The 13,650-nt window shown below is 63.2% G+C and carries 15 protein-coding genes; 6 read left to right on the top strand and 9 right to left on the bottom strand.

The genetic code is table 11. The annotated features are described in order from the left end of the window. Nucleotides 1-59 precede the first annotated feature (59 nt). The 3 genes from BMZ79_RS02860 to BMZ79_RS02870 form a co-directional block, all read right to left on the bottom strand. A complete protein-coding gene (locus BMZ79_RS02860) occupies nt 60-359 on the bottom strand; it encodes a hypothetical protein (protein WP_090636348.1) in 300 nt (99 codons plus the stop codon). A gap of 225 nt (nt 360-584) precedes the next feature. After that, on the bottom strand, nt 585-1,250 hold the full coding sequence (locus BMZ79_RS02865) for a TetR/AcrR family transcriptional regulator (protein WP_090636350.1): 666 nt from the start codon (nt 1,248-1,250) through the stop codon (nt 585-587). 235 nt (nt 1,251-1,485) lie between these two features. Continuing rightward, nucleotides 1,486-2,394 (bottom strand): DMT family transporter, encoded by a 909-nt coding sequence (locus BMZ79_RS02870; RefSeq protein WP_090636352.1) that lies wholly within the window; start codon nt 2,392-2,394, stop codon nt 1,486-1,488. Between the two features lie 196 nt (nt 2,395-2,590). Between BMZ79_RS02870 and selD the strand changes: the two genes are divergently transcribed. Beyond that, nucleotides 2,591-3,643: a selenide, water dikinase SelD gene (gene selD / locus BMZ79_RS02875; protein WP_090636354.1), complete on the top strand. Its 1,053-nt coding sequence runs from the start codon at nt 2,591-2,593 to the stop codon at nt 3,641-3,643. A gap of 60 nt (nt 3,644-3,703) precedes the next feature. Further along, nucleotides 3,704-4,765, top strand: a complete 1,062-nt coding sequence (gene mnmH / locus BMZ79_RS02880; RefSeq protein WP_090636356.1) for a tRNA 2-selenouridine(34) synthase MnmH — start codon at nt 3,704-3,706, stop codon at nt 4,763-4,765. 72 nt (nt 4,766-4,837) lie between these two features. Here mnmH and BMZ79_RS02885 read toward each other — a convergent pair whose 3' ends face one another. Together BMZ79_RS02885 and BMZ79_RS02890 are read right to left on the bottom strand one after the other, a co-directional pair. Then, nucleotides 4,838-5,905, bottom strand: coding sequence for a permease (locus BMZ79_RS02885; RefSeq protein WP_090636358.1), 1,068 nt, complete (start codon nt 5,903-5,905; stop codon nt 4,838-4,840). A gap of 140 nt (nt 5,906-6,045) precedes the next feature. Then, the gene (locus BMZ79_RS02890; RefSeq protein ID WP_177221978.1) at nt 6,046-8,268 is read right to left on the bottom strand and encodes a sugar-binding protein; all 2,223 of its coding nucleotides are present in this window, start codon (nt 8,266-8,268) and stop codon (nt 6,046-6,048) included. A gap of 441 nt (nt 8,269-8,709) precedes the next feature. Between BMZ79_RS02890 and BMZ79_RS34120 the strand changes: the two genes are divergently transcribed. Further along, complete coding sequence (locus BMZ79_RS34120) at nt 8,710-8,868, top strand: hypothetical protein (RefSeq protein ID WP_177221980.1); 159 nt, start codon at nt 8,710-8,712, stop codon at nt 8,866-8,868. A gap of 18 nt (nt 8,869-8,886) precedes the next feature. Beyond that, entirely contained in the window at nt 8,887-9,855 is a 969-nt protein-coding gene (gene msrA, locus BMZ79_RS02895; protein WP_090636361.1) for a peptide-methionine (S)-S-oxide reductase MsrA, read from the top strand. 29 nt (nt 9,856-9,884) lie between these two features. Here the strand turns inward: msrA and BMZ79_RS02900 are convergent, their stop codons facing one another. Continuing rightward, nucleotides 9,885-10,793 carry a LysR family transcriptional regulator gene (locus BMZ79_RS02900; protein WP_090636364.1) on the bottom strand — a complete coding sequence of 303 codons (909 nt, stop codon included), beginning with the start codon at nt 10,791-10,793 and terminating at the stop codon, nt 9,885-9,887. 209 nt (nt 10,794-11,002) lie between these two features. Between BMZ79_RS02900 and BMZ79_RS02905 the strand changes: the two genes are divergently transcribed. Then, nucleotides 11,003-11,641: an HD domain-containing protein gene (locus BMZ79_RS02905; RefSeq protein ID WP_090637108.1), complete on the top strand. Its 639-nt coding sequence runs from the start codon at nt 11,003-11,005 to the stop codon at nt 11,639-11,641. A gap of 84 nt (nt 11,642-11,725) precedes the next feature. Here BMZ79_RS02905 and BMZ79_RS02910 read toward each other — a convergent pair whose 3' ends face one another. The 3 genes from BMZ79_RS02910 to BMZ79_RS02920 are packed head-to-tail and all read right to left on the bottom strand — an operon-like array spanning nt 11,726 to nt 12,842. Beyond that, entirely contained in the window at nt 11,726-12,295 is a 570-nt protein-coding gene (locus tag BMZ79_RS02910; RefSeq protein ID WP_090636366.1) for a manganese catalase family protein, read from the bottom strand. Between the two features lie 47 nt (nt 12,296-12,342). Next, nucleotides 12,343-12,603: a spore coat protein CotJB gene (locus BMZ79_RS02915; RefSeq protein ID WP_090636368.1), complete on the bottom strand. Its 261-nt coding sequence runs from the start codon at nt 12,601-12,603 to the stop codon at nt 12,343-12,345. A gap of 2 nt (nt 12,604-12,605) precedes the next feature. After that, the gene (locus BMZ79_RS02920; RefSeq protein WP_090636370.1) at nt 12,606-12,842 is read right to left on the bottom strand and encodes a spore coat associated protein CotJA; all 237 of its coding nucleotides are present in this window, start codon (nt 12,840-12,842) and stop codon (nt 12,606-12,608) included. Between the two features lie 404 nt (nt 12,843-13,246). Between BMZ79_RS02920 and BMZ79_RS02925 the strand changes: the two genes are divergently transcribed. After that, nucleotides 13,247-13,633, top strand: a complete 387-nt coding sequence (locus tag BMZ79_RS02925) for a class I SAM-dependent methyltransferase (RefSeq protein WP_090636371.1) — start codon at nt 13,247-13,249, stop codon at nt 13,631-13,633. Nucleotides 13,634-13,650: the final 17 nt, after the last annotated feature.

Raw genomic sequence — 13,650 nt, forward strand, 5'->3', positions numbered from 1 at the left:
CCGGTTCCGCAAAGCTCGCCGCCCTCGCCGCCGACCGCCCGCGGCCCTCGCCGGGTGCCTCATTCGACGCCGTCGTTGAAATGCTTCTCGTAATGCTTGTCGCCTTTGTGCTCGAGATCGCAGACCGTTTTCTCCAGAATTTGGACGATTTGCTCCTTCACCTGCGAGAGCGTTTCGTAGAACAGCACTTCCTCGCTGCCGACGATCCTGTAGCCGTTGATCGCGTGCATCGCGGCCAGCAGGCGATGATGCTCCGCCAGTTCGTTGATGGCTTTGAGCGTATGCGCGGTTTGCAAAAACAGATCCTTGTGCTCCTGCTCGATAAGCCGGCGTTCCAGCAGTGCCATTCGTTCGTTCATGGATTTCCTCTCCTTCGCTCGCGCGGCGACGCGGATTCGGCGCACCGAGGTGGGCCGGTACACTGATTTTTATGAGCGGAAGAGGCTCGGCATGACTGCGCGGCCGGCACCGCGGAGGCACCCGCCAATTGCGCCGCCGAGCGCGGACGCAGCAAAAAAGCCGCGCGGACGCGGCTGTTCCGGCTTCCCTATGAACGACCGGCAGGACCGGCGCGAAGGCGCTCGTCAATTCAAGGCCCGGTTGAATTTCCCGGCGAAGTGTTCGATGACGGGTTCGATCAGGGCGTCGTCGAGCAGGTCCAGCTTCCCGGCTTTGAACAGCTGGATCTTTTTGAACTGGTAATAGTCGCGCAGCACTTCATGGACGGTCGTCTGGTTGTACAGCAGATACTTCACGTTCAAAATCTCGCGAAGCAGCACGTTATCCTGAAGCAGAATGAACTTCTCGTTGATGGCGTTGAAAATCCCTCTATCCTGGCCGTCCCGGTAGAACCGCAGCGTCTGCTCCTCGCGCTTGTGCAGCACGTGCTTCAGCTCGTCGTACAGCTCGGGAAAGGCGGCTTGCAAATCCTTCAGGAATACGTCGGATATTTTGCCGACGAGCGCGATCGATTGCTCGAACAGCTGTTGAAACCAGATGCCGAACGACCGTTCGTCGCCGTCCTCGGTCCGCTCCTCGAGCTTCTCGATATAATCGATGAAAATCCGCACGACGCCCTCGATGACCTCCTGCTTGGAGGAGAAGTGCTTGTACATCGTGGCCCGGCTGACGTCCATGCTTTTCGCGATATCGTCCATGCGGAGCGATTGAAAGCCCTCCTTCGTGAAGGAGTCGATCAATTTCTTCAGCAGCTTCGTTCTCGCCGGATAATCTTGATTTCCGTTGGTCATATTCGTCGTCCCCTTAGCCGATTCTCTTCTCCGTATTATACATGAGTCGTGAACGGATTACACATGTTGCGCGCGAAAGACAAATTGGATGCATCTTGAGCATTCGGATTCAGCGCGTGCGGCGTGCCTGGAAAATGACACCGTATGCAGGTTCCTCCAAGAGCCGATACCGGCTCCGCGAACAAACAAAAAAAGCCTCCAACGAGGCTTTATTCGCCGTTCTAGGCTCGCCGGATTACGGCCGGTCGCCCTCCAACGGAACCCCGGCGCCGCCGCGCCGTTCTTTTCGCAGCAGCGGCCGGGCGAGCGCGCCGATCAAGCTGCCGAACAGCAGGAGGATGCCGGCGGTCTGCAGCGGGTCCGGGCGGAAACCCGTCACGCCGACGTCGAGCAGGATGGCGACGGCCGGGTCCACGAAGACGAGCAGCGACACGGCCGCGGACGGCAAATGCCGGATGCTGCGGAAGAACAGCAGGTAGACGAAGCCCGTATGGATGACCCCGGTCAGGACGGCGAACCGCCACTGCGACGGATCCAGCCCCGAATAGGACGCGAAACGGACGAAGGGCAGCAGCGCCAGCGCGCCGATCATCATCTGGAGGAGCGTCGTCGCGTACACGCTCGTCCGGCGGACGCTTCGGCCGAGGAGCATCGTCGCGGCGTAGAAGAACGCGGCGGCGACGGCGTACAGCATGCCCCGCCAATCGGGCGCCGACGCGCGGAAGCCGTCGGCGCCCATCAGCAGCAGCGTGCCGGCGAAGCAGCCCGCGATCGCGACGACCGAGCCGGTCTTCAGCCGGTCCCGGTACAGGAAGCTTCCCGCCAGCAGCACGAGCACGGGCGCGAGGTGGTATAGCGAGATGGCGATCGTGACGGAGATCAGCTCGAACGACTTGAACAGGAAGATCCAGTTGAGCACGTTCGTGACGCCGCACGCCGCGATCAGCAGCGTTTCCTTCGCGGACCAGCGCTCGCGCCCGAAGCTGCCGGACAGCACCCACGCGGCGGACAGGAAAGCGATCGCGCACAGGCAGCGCGCGAAGACGAGCTCGAGCGCCGGCAGTCCGGCATGGCGCGAGAAGAAGCCGATCGAGCCGAAGATCGCCATGGCGAACAGCAATTGCAGCAAAGCGGGTTTATTCATCGCGAACAGTCTCCCGGTCAACGGATTAGGATGCGCGTGCGCAGCGTGACAGTTGGTATTGTATGACGAACCGGCGGCCGCTTGCAAGGCCGATTTGCGTCTGCGGACGGGCCGCGCCGATTTGATCGACGGGATAAATTGAGGTACGATAAAAGGATCATGGAGATTGGAATGACGGGAGAGGAACGTGACGATCATGAATTCCGAAACAGGCATCAAACTCACTTCGCTGTCGAGCAAAGGCGGCTGCGGCTGCAAAATCGGACCGGCGGACCTGGAGCAGGTCATTCGCCGTCTGCCGAAGGCCGATCCGAATCCCGACCTGCTCGTCGGGCTCGATACGAGCGACGACGCGGGCGTTTACCGGCTGAGCGCCGATACGGCGATCGTGCAGACCGTCGACTTTTTCACGCCGATCGTGGACGACCCGTACGCGTTCGGCCAGATCGCCGCGGCGAACGCGATCAGCGACATCTACGCGATGGGCGGCAAGCCGCTGACGGGCTTGAACATCGTGGCGTTCCCGATCGCGACGTTGGACAAGGGCATTCTGGCCGAAATCATGCGGGGCGCCGCGGATAAAGCGAAGGAGGCCGGCGTGACGATTCTCGGCGGCCATTCCATCGACGACAAGGAACCGAAGTTCGGCATGGCCGTGACCGGCGTCATCCATCCGGACCGCATCCGGACGAACGCGGGCGCGAAGGCCGGAGACCGGCTCGTCTTGACGAAACCGATCGGCGTCGGCATTATGACGACGTCCATCAAGAAGGACCAGCTGTCGGCCGAAGAAACGGCGCGCGTGACGCAGGTCATGGCAACGCTGAACAAGCGGGCCGCCGAGATCATGGACCGCTACGACGTGCATGCCTGCACGGACGTGACCGGCTTCGGCCTCCTCGGACATGCCCTCGAGATGGCCAAGGGCAGCGGCGCCGCGATCACGATCCGCAAGCGGGACGTGCCGGTGCTGCCGCGGACGCGGGAGTTGGCCGAGCTCGGCTTCGTGCCCGGCGGCACGAAGAACAATTTCGCGCATATCGCCGGCAGCGTCACGTTCCCGGACGGCATGGACCAGATCGATCAATGGATTTTGTGCGATGCGGTGACGTCCGGCGGGCTGCTGATCTCCGTCGCGGAAGGCGACGCGGGCGCGCTGCTCGCGGATCTCTTGGAAGCGGGCGTCGAAGCCGGCTTGATCGGCGAAGTGACGTCGGCGGGCAGCGGACATATTCGCGTCGAAGCGTAATCGGCGGCGGCCCGGCTGCCGTACATCCCGCAACGCGGACGAACGCAAGGAGCAACCGATATGTTTCAAGACATTACACTCGAGAACTGGCGGGCGCTGAAGGACGATGGAGGCATCACGACGATCGACGTCCGGTCGCCGTCGGAATTCCGCTCGGCCACCATCCCGGGCAGCCTGAACATCCCGCTGTTCGACGACGACGAGCGCGCCGAGATCGGCACCCTCTACAAGCAGGTGAGCGTGGAGGCGGCGAAGCAGCGCGGCCTCGAAATCGTGTCGGCGAAGCTGCCGGCGTTCATTCGCGAAATCGCCGGCGTTCCCGGCAAAAAAGCGGTGTTCTGCTGGCGGGGCGGCATGCGCAGCAAAACGACCGCGACCGTGCTGTCGCTGATGGGCATTCACGCGTACCGCTTGAACGGCGGCTACCGCGCTTACCGGCAGTACGTCGTCGGCGAGCTGGAGACGATGGAGTTCGCGCCGCGCGCCGTCGTGCTGCACGGCAATACGGGCAGCGGCAAGACGGAAATTTTGCGCCGGCTCAAGGCCGAGGGCCGTCCCGTGCTCGATCTGGAGGGGATGGCCGGCCATCGGGGCTCGATCTTCGGCGAGATCGGCCTCCATGCCAGCAACCAGAAGATGTTCGACGCGCTGCTGCTGGAGGAACTGCGGGCGACCCGCGGCGAACCGTTCTTCGCGGTCGAGGCGGAGAGCCGGCGGGTCGGCAAGGTCGTCCTGCCCGAGCTGGTGATGCGCAAGAAGGAAGCGGGCGTCGGCATTCTGATCGAGCTGCCGCTGCGCGAACGGGTGCTGCACATCGTCGGGGATTACAAGCCCTGGGAGAATCCGGAGGCGTGCCTGACGGCGTTCAAGCGCATCAAGGCGCGGCTGCATACGCCGATCGCGCACGAAATCCAGGGCTGCCTGGAGAAGGAATCGTACGAGAAGGCGGTCGAGCTGCTGCTCGTCCATTATTACGATCCGCGGTACGCGCATTCCGCGGAGCAATACGAAGAAGCGCCGCGGTACGTCGTCCGGGCCGGCAGCGTCGAAGAAGCCTACCGCGAGACGGAGCGGATCCTCGACGAGCTGCGGGAGCAACCGGCGCTCGCGGACGAGCATTGAACGGACGGGAAATAAACGAAAAGGTCCGCTATCGGCAATCGCCGATAGCGGACCTTTTGACGTTCGCATCGTTTACAGCACCAGCTCGCCGACGAAGCCGCAGAGGATGCCGAGCACGACGACGGAAAGCGTGACGAAGGCAAGCACCTTCCGCGGGAATGCCCTCGAAACGAGCAGCAGGGACGGCAGGCTCACGGCCGGCAGCGTGACGAGCAGCACGGCGGCCGGCCCCGCGCTCACGCCGAGCGACAGGAACGACTGGATGATCGGAATTTCCGCCGCGGTCGGAATGACGAACAGCGTGCCGGCAATGGCGAAGAACAGGATTGCCCCCAAGCCTCCATGCAACCAATTCGGAAGTTCGAAGCTTTGCAGCACGCCGAGCGCGAGCACGGCGACGATGTACACGGGCACGAGCGTAATTGCCATTTTGAATAAGCTTTTGAACCAAGCGACCCACAAGGAGCCTTGCCGAGGCGCGGCTTCGGCGGCCGGCAGCCGCTCCGAGAGGCGCGCGGCCATGGCGCGCGGCGCTTCGAACCGGTTGGCGGCGTAGCTGACGCCGAAGGTGATCAGCAGGCCGAACGCCACCCGAAGCAAGGTGAATTTCCACGACAGCACGAACGTCATGAAGATCAGCGTCGCGGGGTTAAGCAGCGGATTGCCCAGCCAGAACGCCAGGCTGGCGCCGGCCGATACCTGCTGCTTGCGCAGGCCGGCGGCGATCGGAGCGGCGCAGCACGTGCACATCATGCCGGGCAGCGAGGACACGCCGCCGATCAGCGTGCTGCGCATCGACGCGCGACCGAGCACCTTGAGGAGCCAATTCGCGGGAAGCAGCACTTGGACCATCGAGCCGACGATCATGCCGAGCACGGCCGCTTTCCAGATGGCCTTGAAGTACGCCTGCGCGTAATCCAGCGACGATTGCCAGACCGACAGCGCATGGTCGGCGCCGGCGCCTTTCAAGATCGAGCCGCCGATGGAATGCTTGTCGGCCGCCGTCAAGGCTTTGCCGTAATACGGCCACCATTTGACGTAGGCGAGGCCGGCCGCGGTAAGGACGAGGAATAGAAGGACGAGCAGCCACGTTTTGCGGTTTGACGCGCTTGGCTGCAAGGTAGGGTTTGCGTGCGACATGGGACCTCCGTTTATCCGATGAGTTGTAGACAGACCTTCTGCATTATAGCACAAACCGGACGGTTAGGGAGCATCGGCGCGGGCAAAAAAGCGGATGCGGAAAAGAGGCGGATCGCAGGATCCGCCTTTCGCCGGCCGCGTTAGCGCAAATAAACGCGGCTGTAGTTGATTTCGTAATATTTGCCGGCCAGCGCGGAAGCCGGGAGCGTCTTGTTCACGCTCGCGATCTGCGTATGGCCCCAGCCGAAGTCGAACAGGAAGTCGAAGTCGACCGGCGTGCCGCCCGGCACGTTGCCGACCGTCCAGTTGTAGTTGCTGCCGGACTGAACCAGATGGCCGTCCATGTACATTTTGTACGAGTTGTCCTTGCCGTAGTACAGCTGCCATGTGTGGTATTGCAGCGGATCGAAGGACGACACGCCGCCCGCCGCCATGCCCGAAGACCAGCTGCCGTAATTGATCGCATCGGGATTGTTGACGCTGTTCGAGTGCCAATAGCGGCCGTCGAAATTCGTATTGCCGCCGCCGTTGTCGTAGCCGAAGCTCTCGACGAGGTCGATTTCGGCGTCTTGGCTCCATTGGTTGCCCGCGTTCCAGAGCGCGAACCAGAACGCCTGCGGCGTGTCGTAGCGGACGCGCGTCTCCCACAGGATGTCGCGGCCGAGGAGCGAGCCGCCGTTCGGCAGGTTCCACTTCGCCTGGATCGAGCCGTTGCCGACGTTATGCTGGCTCGGGGATACGGTCGTCGCGCCGTTCAGCGGGACGAGGAACGTCTTGAGCGAGTCGGACATGAACGCGCGCACCGGATGGCTCGGATCCTCGACCGGCTGCGGCCCGGTCGGCGTGCTGGCGAGCGCCGTGGCGGCGGTCGGGGCGACGATGACGGCCCCGTAGTTCGTGCCGTTCGCGACCGTGCCGAACTGGTCGTGGAATTGGAATTCGCCGATCAGGTCGTTCGTGTTCTTGATCGTGCCGTTCGCGCCGAAGTGCCAGTTCTTCACCAGCGTAAAGCCGGAGAACGCGCCCGAAGGCGCCGGTCCGACGGCCGGATTCGCGAAGCTGCCGCCGCCGACCGTCTCGGCGGCCGGCGTGCCGACGGTCGTGCCGGACAGCGTCAGGTCGCCGAAAGCCGACGTATCGGCGTAATCGTTCCCCGTGCCGTTCCAGACGAGCTGGCTGTCGCGCGCGCCGCCGTTGTCGTCGTCGTTGTTCGCGACGTCGAGGCCGATGACCATGCCGGCCGCCGGCGAGACGCCGAGGCTGCTCCACGGGATCGCGAGCTCGGCCGAATAGCCGCCGGCGACGGCCGCCGTCGCGTGCAGCACGCCGGCCGTGTTGCCGTTCTTCTCGGCCAGCGCCCCGTCGTTGTAGCCAACCTGGAATTGCCGGTCGTGGCTGTCGTAGGACGTGCCTTTATTGTGGTTGGCGTCGATGTACACGTCGAAGGAATCGTCGTCGTAGATAAGCGCGGAGTCGTTATTCAGGTTGCCGTCCTGCGCCTTCATGCCGACGTAGAGGTAATTGGCATCCCAGAGCGCGCCGAAGGTTACGGAATTGTTCGGGGTCCCGATCGTCGTCTTGCTTGCGGCCGCGGCGATGCTCCAGACGGATTCGTTCAAGCTGCCGTCGGCCGCGATGGCGGCGAGCGTCTTGTTGGCCGTCGACGTGCCCGCGGCGGCGCCGCCGACCGTCGTCGCGGACAGCGTCAAATCGCCGAAGGCCGACGTGTCCATATAATCGTTCGCCGTGCCGCTCCAGATGCTCTGGCCGTCGCGCGCGCCGCCGTTGTCGTCGTCGTTGGCCGCGACGTCGAAGCCGATGACGGTGCCGGCGGCCGGCGCGGCGCCGAGGCTGCTCCACGGAATCGCGAGCTCGGCGGCGTAGCCGCCCGGGACGGCGGCCGTGGCGTGCAGGACGCCGGCGGTGTTGCCGTTCTTCTCGGCCAGCGAACCGTCGTTGTAGCCGACCTGGAACTGCCGGTCGAAGCTGTCGTAGGACGTGCCTTTGTTATGGTTGGCGTCGATGTAGATATCGATGGAGTCGTCGTCGTAGATCGCGGAAGAGTCGTTATTGAGGGCGCTGTCCAGAACCTTCACGCCGACGTACAGGTAGTCGGCGTCCCACAGCGTGCCGAAGGTCACCGCATTGTTCGGGGAGCCGATCGTCGCCGTGCCGAGCGTGCCGTTCAAATTCCAGACCGATTCGTTCACGCTGCCGTCGATCGCGAGGCCGGCAAGCGTTTTGTTCGCGGAAGCCGTACCCGCGGCATGCGTCGTCGCCGTGCCGATCGGGGCGCTCGCCACGATCAGGGACATGGCGAAGGCTGTAGCTAGAAAGCGCTTTCTAAACCGTCGATTGTTCATCATCTTCCTCCTTGGAGTTTGGATTGGGCCGCGCTGCTTCATTCGCCGGCGCGCCGAACCTAAGGCTCCCGTTCCCGTTGCCGCAAGCGCACGAACAATCACCTCCCGGGCCGGCGGACCGTTCCGCCGGAAGCGTCGAAGCTCGGAATAGCGAAAAATCGTCTTGGCTGCAGGTTCCATGCGGGCATCTCCGACTATACCGCCGTCCGTGGCGGTCCGGCTAGGATCAAACGTGACCGAGTTGATGGTATTGTGATAATAACTCGGGGGGACGGGCCGATGCGATCGGAGGACGATCGGCGGCGGGTCCGCTGGCGGGGGCGTTGTCGATTCTTGTCCGCGTCCCCCCGGTCTTGCTATAGTGAAGGCATGGCGCGAAGCCGGCCGTGGCGATTCAGTCGGGAGACGCGGCCGATTGCGCGGAGGCCGGGCGTAAGGACGATGAAGCCGGAAGCGCGCGTCTTCGTCGGCGACGGCGGATCGCCGGTGCTGGAAGGCGCCGAGCGGCCAGCCGAACGGACCGCCGCGCTGCCCGGCAGGTTGAATCCCGTCCCGCCGGTGCGTCATAATGCAGATAAATCACATTTGCCAACGAGTTAAGGAAAGGGGAAGCATCGCATGAAAATCGGAGAGTACGGGACCGAGCCGGCCACGTTTGCCGGAGGGTGCTTTTGGTGCATGGTGAAGCCGTTCGACGAGCTGCCGGGCATCGTGTCGATCGTCTCGGGGTACACGGGCGGGCATACGCAACATCCGACTTATAAGGAGGTCGGCACCGAGACGACCGGGCATTACGAGGCGGTGCGGATCATGTATCAACCGGAGGTGTTCCCGTACGAACGGCTGCTGGACATCTTCTGGCAGCAGATCGACCCAACCGACGACGGCGGGCAGTTCCAGGATCGCGGCCATTCGTACCGGACGGCGATCTTCGCGCACGACGAGCGGCAGCGGGAGCTGGCCGAGGCGTCGAAGCGGGCGCTGCAGAAGAGCGGGCGGTTCAAGAAGCCGATCGTCACCGCGATTCTGGACGCGGGGCCGTTCTATCCCGCGGAGGACGAGCATCAGGACTATTACAAGACGCACCGGGGACATTACAACAAGTACGTCGAGGCATCCGGACGGGAAACGTTCGCGCGGCGGCATTGGCATACCGAGCGCGACCGGGAGCGGTGGAAGGGGCAGCTGACCGACCGGCAGTTCCGCGTCACGCAGCTGGGCGAGGACGAGCCGGCGTTCGACAACGCATCCTGGGACGATGATCGCGCCGGCTTGTACGTCGACGTTCTGAACGGCGCCGCGCTGTTCGGCTCGGCGGACAAATTCGCTTCCGGCACCGGGCATCCGGGTTTCGTGCGGCCGATCGAGGAAGGGGCCGTACGGCGGGAGGCGGAGCTCGGCGGCGGCCGGGCGCGGACGCTGCTGCGCGCGCGGCTGTCGAACGCGTACCTGGGCGAGCTGCTGCATGACGGCCCCGGCTCCGACAAGCTGCATTACCGCGTGAACGCCGCCGCCTTGCGTTTCGTTCCCGCCGAAGAGCTGGAACGCGAGGGTTACGGTCGTTATGCCGCCCTAATCAGGCCGTAAACCGCGCGAGGCGGTCGGGCGGTCGGCGGTCAGACGGCCGGTCCCTGTTCCGCAATGCGTTTCTCTTCGACGAAGCGCTGCAGCAGGGCGATGAACGCTTTTACCGGGCGTCCGATGAATTTCTCCCGGTTGTGCACGATGACGACCTCGCGCCTCAAGACCGGATCGACGATCGGGATCGCCCGGATCTTCTCGCTGCCGTACAATTGAATGAGCGACTTGGAAAGGATGCTGACGCCGGCGCCGGAGCCGACGAGGCTGAAGATCGATTCAATCGTGTTCGTCTCGATGATCGGGTTCATGGCGATACCGGACGACTTGCACGTCGCTTCGATCAGCTGGCGGCACTTATGGTCCTGCGGGAACCAGATGACGGGCAGCCGCTCCGCGTCCCGGAACGGGACGCTGGCCGCGTTCGCCAGCGGATGGTCGGGGGCGACGGCCAAATAAAATCGTTCCTCGTATAACGGCAGCGCCGCGAGCCGTTCGTCGTTCACGGGCATGAACGTAATCGCCGCGTCCAGCTCGTTGTTCACGACCAGCTCGGCGACGTTCTCGACGGCGGAGATTTTGATCTTAATGTTCGGAAATTGCCGATTGAAGGCCACGAGCTGCGAGGCGGCCAGATGATTCAGCTCGCCGGGCAGCGTGCCGACGGAGATCGTGCCGCGGTCGCCCTCGTGGAGCTCCCCGATTTGATCCTTCGCGCTGCGCAGGGCGCCGAATACGACGGCGGCATGCGTCTTCAGCACGGCGCCCGCCTGCGTCAGGGCGATCCGCTTGCCGATCCGGTCGAAAAGCGGCGTCCCGAGCTCGTCCTCGAGCGCTTTGATCTGGTGGCTGAGCGTCGGCTGCGTGATGCCGAGCTTGTCGGCCGCGCGCGTGAAATGCAGCTCGTCGCAAATCGCGCTGAAATATTCTAGCTGTCTAAGTTCCATGGGACTCCGACCTCCGTGCGGGGTTTTCATTGATGATACCTATCATTATAGACGAATGAATACGGAAAATCTATGAAGCGGGAGAAGCGTGAAATCGACAATGATCAATTTCGTCTATGATTAATATAGAAACGATAGTATTGATCAATGAAAGGTCGCTTTGTACAATGAAGGCGTAAGCCATCATGTTCTTATGGAGGTCATTGATGATGTCGAGAACCATTGCCGATATCGCGATCCCGGACAGCCGGCTGGCGTCGCAGGCGGCCGAGCTGCTGCGCGACCACGGCGACGAGCTGCTCTGGAACCATTCCCACCGCGTCTTCCTGTTCGGCGCCCTGCAAGGGAGGCAAGCGGGTCTAGCTTTCGATTCGGAGCTTCTGTATATCAGCGCGCTGTTCCACGACTTGGGCTTGACGAAGAGGTACAGCAGCCCGGACCTGCGCTTCGAGGTGGACGGCGCGAACGCCGCGCGCGATTTTCTTCGTTCGCACGGCGTGCCGGAGGCGTCCGTCCGGCTCGTCTGGGACGCGATCGCCCTGCACACGACGATCGGCATCGCCCAGCACAAAGAGCCCGAGGTCGCGCTCATTTATTCGGGCGTCGGCTACGACGTCATGGGGGAGAATTTCGACGCCTTGACGACGGACATTCGCGAGCAGGTGACCGCGGCGTTTCCTCGCGACCGGTTCAAGCAGAAGATTTTGCACGCGTTCCTCGAAGGCTTCAAGCACAAGCCGGAAACGACGTTCGGCAACATCAAGTCCGACGTCTGCGAGCTGCTGCTGCCGGGGTACAAGCGCCCGAGCTTCTGCGATTGCGTGCTGCACAGCCGCTGGTCGGAATAACGCCGGGCGGTCCGCCCGCCACGCGCCAAAAAGCTGCCGTCCCAGTCACGGGATGGCAGCTTTTTCGCGCGTTTCGGGCCGATGCTAGAAGAAGGAGCGCGCATCCCGGCTTTCCTTCAGCAGCTCCACCGCTTCGCGGAACCGCTGGCCGTGCACGATTTCCCGCTCGCGCAGAAACTTCAGGCCGTCGTTGAGATCGGGATCGTCGCTGAGGTCGATGATGTATTGATACGTCGCCCGCGCCTTCTCCTCCGCCGCGATGTCCTCGTAGAGATCGGCGATGGGATCGCCTTTGCCCGCGATATAGGAGGCCTGGAACGGCACGCCGGCCGCGTTCTCGTAGTAGAGCGCGCTGCCGTGGTTGACGTAGTGCGGCTCGAGGCCCGCTTCCCGGATCTGGCCGGGCGTCGCGTCCTTCGTCAGCTTGAACACCATCGTCGCGATCATTTCCAGATGCGAGAATTCCTCCATGGCGATATCGGTCAGCAGGCCGATGACCTTGTCCGGAATCGTGTACCGCTGATTCATGTAACGCAGCGCGGCGGCCAATTCGCCGTCGGAGCCGCCGTATTGCTCGATCAGGCATTTGGCCAGCTTCGGGTTGCAGCTGCTCACTTTGACGGGATACAGCAGCTTCTTCTCGTATACGAACATGGGAATTTGCCTCCTTCGCGTTATCTTGCGGGACGAACGCGCGCGAGCTACAGCTGCCAAGGCCACGGGCCTTCGCTCCAGCTGACGGCTTGTCCGGCCCGGGACGCTTCGCTGTGGCAAAGCGGGCCGAAATCCGCCTCGACCTTTTCCTTCAGCTTCAGCCGCTCGCTCGCGAGCTCGTCGAGCTGCGCCTGCGCCTCCGCGTCGCCGGGATGCGTGTCCAGGTAAAGGCGAAGCTCGACGATCGCGAAATCGACGGCTTGCAATTGCTCCAGCTGGGTCATCGCTTTGATGGTCGGTTGTTTCATGGTTAGTCCTCCTTCTTCCGGGCGCGCGGCTCCGGCTCGAACGGCGATTCGTACGGGCCGAACAAGGCCGGCCATAGCGTGCCTTTCTTCAGCGCTTCCGCGGGGGCGAACTGTTCGAGACCGGGCTCCTGCACGCCGAGGTACAGGTTGGGCGGCGTCTCGTACGTCTTTTCCTTCAGCGGGGGACAGGGGTCGTGTTTGCCGGGAATCGGCTTCCAGGTTTTGCGATGTCCGCTCATGCGTTTGAACCTCCTTGACGAGATTACGTGTTAATAAACGCCAGCCGGACGGTTGAATCGCCGGGATAACCGGCCGGGGCCTCGGATGAAGCGTTGGAAAGCGGAAGCCTTCGTCCGTCTCGGCGGACGGATCTGCGAAGAGACGACGATCGAATCGGTCAAGGAAGGCGAGCCGTCCGTCGCGGTTACGGCGGACGGGGCGAAAATCGCGTGCGGGAAATTCGTGTCGTGCGCATCTTCCCGTCTTCGAGACCGGGCTGTTCTTCGCCAGGCTGCACGCGGAAAGCTCGTGCGTCGTCGTCGGGGCCCGGGCCGCCACCCGACGGCTTTCGCGTCCCAAACAGGAGAAAACGGCTCGGGCGTGGAAGTAGGTAGCAATCAACCGTCTGAAGGAGGAAGACGCCTTGTTGCAAGAATACGATCTCGCCCGTGCTTACGACCGCGAATTCGAGCGGCGCTCGAATTCCGTTCCGGCGGAATGGAAACCGTACGAACGGGAGTCGTTCGCGCGCCTGCTGCAGAGCGAAGGGAAGCGGACGCTGCTGGAAATCGGCTCGGGTCCCGGAACGGACGGACGCTATTTTCAAAGCCGGGGCTTGGAGGTCGATTGCGTCGGCTTGTCGCCCGAGATGGTCCGCCATTGCCGGGAGAGAGGGCGTTTGGGAGCAGGACGCGTACGAACCGAAGCGATTTTTCGCGTCGTATACCGACGACGACGCGCGCTCGTCCACCCGTACTTCGGCGCCCCTCATTTTCAATCGCTGACGCTCCGGAGGCGCGAGGACGGCTAACTTGCGCAAGTGGTTCC

The sequence above is a fragment of the Paenibacillus sp. UNC496MF genome (assembly GCF_900113915.1).
GTDB classification, from domain to species: Bacteria; Bacillota; Bacilli; order Paenibacillales; family Paenibacillaceae; genus Paenibacillus_Z; species Paenibacillus_Z artemisiicola.

Coding starts and splice junctions, on each gene's coding strand:
- BMZ79_RS02860 (WP_090636348.1), bottom strand. CDS start 359: ATGAACGAACGAATGGCACTGCTGGAACGCCGGCTTATCGAGCAGGAG.
- BMZ79_RS02865 (WP_090636350.1), bottom strand. CDS start 1,250: ATGACCAACGGAAATCAAGATTATCCGGCGAGAACGAAGCTGCTGAAG.
- BMZ79_RS02870 (WP_090636352.1), bottom strand. CDS start 2,394: ATGAATAAACCCGCTTTGCTGCAATTGCTGTTCGCCATGGCGATCTTC.
- selD (WP_090636354.1), top strand. CDS start 2,591: ATGAATTCCGAAACAGGCATCAAACTCACTTCGCTGTCGAGCAAAGGC.
- mnmH (WP_090636356.1), top strand. CDS start 3,704: ATGTTTCAAGACATTACACTCGAGAACTGGCGGGCGCTGAAGGACGAT.
- BMZ79_RS02885 (WP_090636358.1), bottom strand. CDS start 5,905: ATGTCGCACGCAAACCCTACCTTGCAGCCAAGCGCGTCAAACCGCAAA.
- BMZ79_RS02890 (WP_177221978.1), bottom strand. CDS start 8,268: ATGAACAATCGACGGTTTAGAAAGCGCTTTCTAGCTACAGCCTTCGCC.
- BMZ79_RS34120 (WP_177221980.1), top strand. CDS start 8,710: ATGAAGCCGGAAGCGCGCGTCTTCGTCGGCGACGGCGGATCGCCGGTG.
- msrA (WP_090636361.1), top strand. CDS start 8,887: ATGAAAATCGGAGAGTACGGGACCGAGCCGGCCACGTTTGCCGGAGGG.
- BMZ79_RS02900 (WP_090636364.1), bottom strand. CDS start 10,793: ATGGAACTTAGACAGCTAGAATATTTCAGCGCGATTTGCGACGAGCTG.
- BMZ79_RS02905 (WP_090637108.1), top strand. CDS start 11,003: ATGTCGAGAACCATTGCCGATATCGCGATCCCGGACAGCCGGCTGGCG.
- BMZ79_RS02910 (WP_090636366.1), bottom strand. CDS start 12,295: ATGTTCGTATACGAGAAGAAGCTGCTGTATCCCGTCAAAGTGAGCAGC.
- BMZ79_RS02915 (WP_090636368.1), bottom strand. CDS start 12,603: ATGAAACAACCGACCATCAAAGCGATGACCCAGCTGGAGCAATTGCAA.
- BMZ79_RS02920 (WP_090636370.1), bottom strand. CDS start 12,842: ATGAGCGGACATCGCAAAACCTGGAAGCCGATTCCCGGCAAACACGAC.